This window comes from Candidatus Moraniibacteriota bacterium (assembly GCA_028688415.1).
GTDB lineage: Bacteria > Patescibacteriota > Minisyncoccia > Moranbacterales > UBA1568 > UBA1568.
In genome coordinates this window covers 1-2676 of record JAQTYF010000009.1, presented here as the reverse complement: position 1 = coordinate 2676, position 2676 = coordinate 1, and the positions used below count along the sequence as shown (strand labels likewise).

Sequence of the window (2676 nt, the reverse complement as noted above, 5' to 3'; positions counted from 1 at the left end):
ACCAGCAAATCACCCAGGCGACGGGTCTTCCACGCATCGTGGCCACCCCACTCGATCAGCTTTTGGCCTGATGCGTTGACGGATTCGGTTGTTCTCATCTCCAGCTCTCCCTTGTGCGGTTGGCAAAATCTTGGACTTGAGCCTCACCGCCCTCTGGCTTGTAGCCCTGTGAAAACTGGCGCCATGCATCGCTGCCGTGGCTGGCCCAGTTGTGCAGCGGGTCTTGCTTCCATCGGCCCAGCTTCGCGTCCCACTCATATTGATAGCTGTCCAGGCACTTGATGCCATCGGCGCAGCCTGACTTGTCAAACCAGTTGTCAGACACCAGTGCGCGCCGGGTCAAGTCAATGCCGACTTCCAGCGACTGCACGCGCGGCACCACCACAATGTTCGCCATACCCATGCCCTGCAAAATCTCTCTACGGGTCGTGATCTGCTCGCCTTGCATCCTGGCATCTGCGTCGTGCGGCAAGTAGTGCTTACCCCAAATCGCTTGTTGTTCGTCCGCCCATATCTTGAGCCAACGCCAATAGAAGTCCAGGCCCTTGCCGTGGTCTTCGGTGTACTTGATCCAGCGGTTTTGCAGTCCAACGCGCTGATGCAGCCAGATCGTGTTCGCATCACCCACGCCAAAGTCCCAGAACGTGTTGACGGGTATGCCTGCTTGATACGGCACCTCGGTAATGCGCCCAAGCTCCCGGATGCGCGTCATCTGCTCTGCGTAAATGGCCCCGTCAATCGCTTGCTCAAAGGCTTCTTCGGGCGTGCCAGGGTATTCGCGGCCCATGTCTGATAGCAGAGCGGCCTTCTTCTTGACCCACCAGGCCTTTTGACCTTCGGTCAGCTTGACGCCTGTCTTGGCTTCGACTTCTCGGAAATACTGCGCCTGCTTGTCGGAAACCGTGATGCCTTTTGGCTCAAGCGTGTAGGCGGTCTTGGCGTACCACGGGTAAAAGTGCAGCTTCCAGTCCAACGAGGACAACTCGGCGCCTTCGCGGTCGAGCTTGAGGGCATCCATCACGTAGTCGTGAAAGTAGCCGCCCATGCCTTCAGCGGTTGATTCAATAAACACCACATTGCCAGCGGACACAGATTCAAGTGCGCCGGTCACGATTTCCTTGGCTTTTTCTGGGTACTTGCGGCAAATCTTTCCGAACTCGGACACGTGCAGCAGTTGTAGCGTGCCGCCACGGAACGATGTGGACACGTACAGCGTCGAGCCATTGCTGAACGTCACCTGGCTTTCGGTGCGCTTGATGACGGTGACGGTCTGTTTGATGGACTCAGGCAGTCGGTCGTAGGCGAACATCACCTTCGTGCGGAAGAACTTCTCGGCGTCTTCGCGGTTGTGGGCAATGATGCCCGCTGAAAAGTTGCTGTTGAATAGGCATTGATCCAGGGCCAACAGGCAAATCAGCGTCGTGAAGCCCAATTGCCTTGCCTTCAAGATCAGATTTCGCGTGTGCAGGTTCTGGTACAGGTCAAGCTGCTCGGCGTTGGGCTCAAACACTGCGACCTGATTTTGCTCATTGACGATGTGGTACAGGTTGTGCAGCCGCCAAAGCGGGTCAGCCCACAAGTCGGGGCGCAACTGCTCAAGTGTTTCGTCTTCGGTCATTTCTTGGCCGTTGAGATTGGCAGTTTTGATCCGCCGACAAGCTCCATCAGCTTGTTCATGGCCTTGGCTGGGTTGCTTTGCTCGTTGTCGCGTTCAAACAGGCCCAGATGCTTGAACACGCGCTCAAGGGCGGCGTTCTTATCGGCCACCTTGTACTTGCGCACCGTGGCAAAGCCTTCTCCATCCTTCTCTGACACAAGCTCAAGCCCTTGAATGGCCGCTGCTGTGTCGTCGTCAAGCTCTTGAACCCGGATTGGGTTGCCTTGTGCGTCGCAGAGTTTTCGCACATCGAAGAAGGCCAGCCGCGCGGCTTCCTTGAGGGCTCTGTCTGCTGATATTCCTGTGCGAACTTCTTGTTTGGTGCGAAGTTCCTGTAGTTTCCCAGCGACTAAAGTATTCTTAAGGAGTTGATAGCCGATTACCTCGGCGGTCTTTTGGCTGTAGCCTGCGCGAATGGCGGCTTGTTTGGCATTCAGATCGACTAGGTACTCTTGGCAGAATGTGGTCTGCTTTGGGTTTAGCTGTCGATCTTTCGTCGCACTCTTGCGCGGCGTTGTTGCCATGATGATTCCTGTGAGTTGATTACAGGTATCGTCATGGAATTTTTTTCGGAGTCAACACCTCTTACTGCTTTGGAACATGTTCCAGTCACCAGTACATTGCCTGCTGCTCCTGGCTGCTTTTGATCTGGCCCATTTGCACCAGTTTGGTGATGTGCGTCCGGGCTTTGGTCTTTGTGGCCTGGCACGCTTGGCGCACATCAGGATGCGATTCGATGGATCGCGCTGTGGCCGGGCCGATGGTTTGGATGACTCGCCGGATTGTCTCTATGCAGTCTTTCAGGGTCATAGAAGTCCTTGAGGTAGTTTGGGTTGCATTTGCCTTGGGCGTACATCTCAAAGCTCTTGATCTGCGTGCAGTCTTCGCAGAATGGGAAGTCAGGGTTGATTTTCGGCTCGTTATCAATGATCACAATGATCTTTGGCTCGCCTTTGTGACTCTGGCACCCAGCGGCGGATATCAGGTACTCGACCCACGCCAGTCGATTCTTAAAACAC

General features: G+C 55.2%; 3 protein-coding genes. 1 reads left to right on the top strand and 2 read right to left on the bottom strand.

Annotation, left to right across the window (positions count from 1 at the left end):
- Positions 1-94 precede the first annotated feature (94 nt).
- Positions 95-1618: a terminase gene (locus PHH40_05000; protein ID MDD2767081.1), complete on the bottom strand. Its 1524-nt coding sequence runs from the start codon at positions 1616-1618 to the stop codon at positions 95-97.
- On the bottom strand, positions 1615-2181 hold the full coding sequence (locus tag PHH40_04995; GenBank protein ID MDD2767080.1) for a terminase small subunit: 567 nt from the start codon (positions 2179-2181) through the stop codon (positions 1615-1617). Before PHH40_04995 ends, PHH40_05000 begins: the two co-directional genes overlap by 4 nt.
- A gap of 266 nt (positions 2182-2447) precedes the next feature.
- On the opposite strand from PHH40_04995, the gene PHH40_04990 reads away from it, so the two are divergent.
- Positions 2448-2676 (top strand): hypothetical protein (locus tag PHH40_04990; protein ID MDD2767079.1); only part of this gene is annotated, 229 nt, incomplete at its 3' end.

Bases quoted from the DNA above. Each gene is read 5' to 3' on its own strand.
- PHH40_05000 (MDD2767081.1), bottom strand. From the start codon at position 1,618: ATGACCGAAGACGAAACACTTGAGCAGTTGCGCCCCGACTTGTGGGCT.
- PHH40_04995 (MDD2767080.1), bottom strand. From the start codon at position 2,181: ATGGCAACAACGCCGCGCAAGAGTGCGACGAAAGATCGACAGCTAAAC.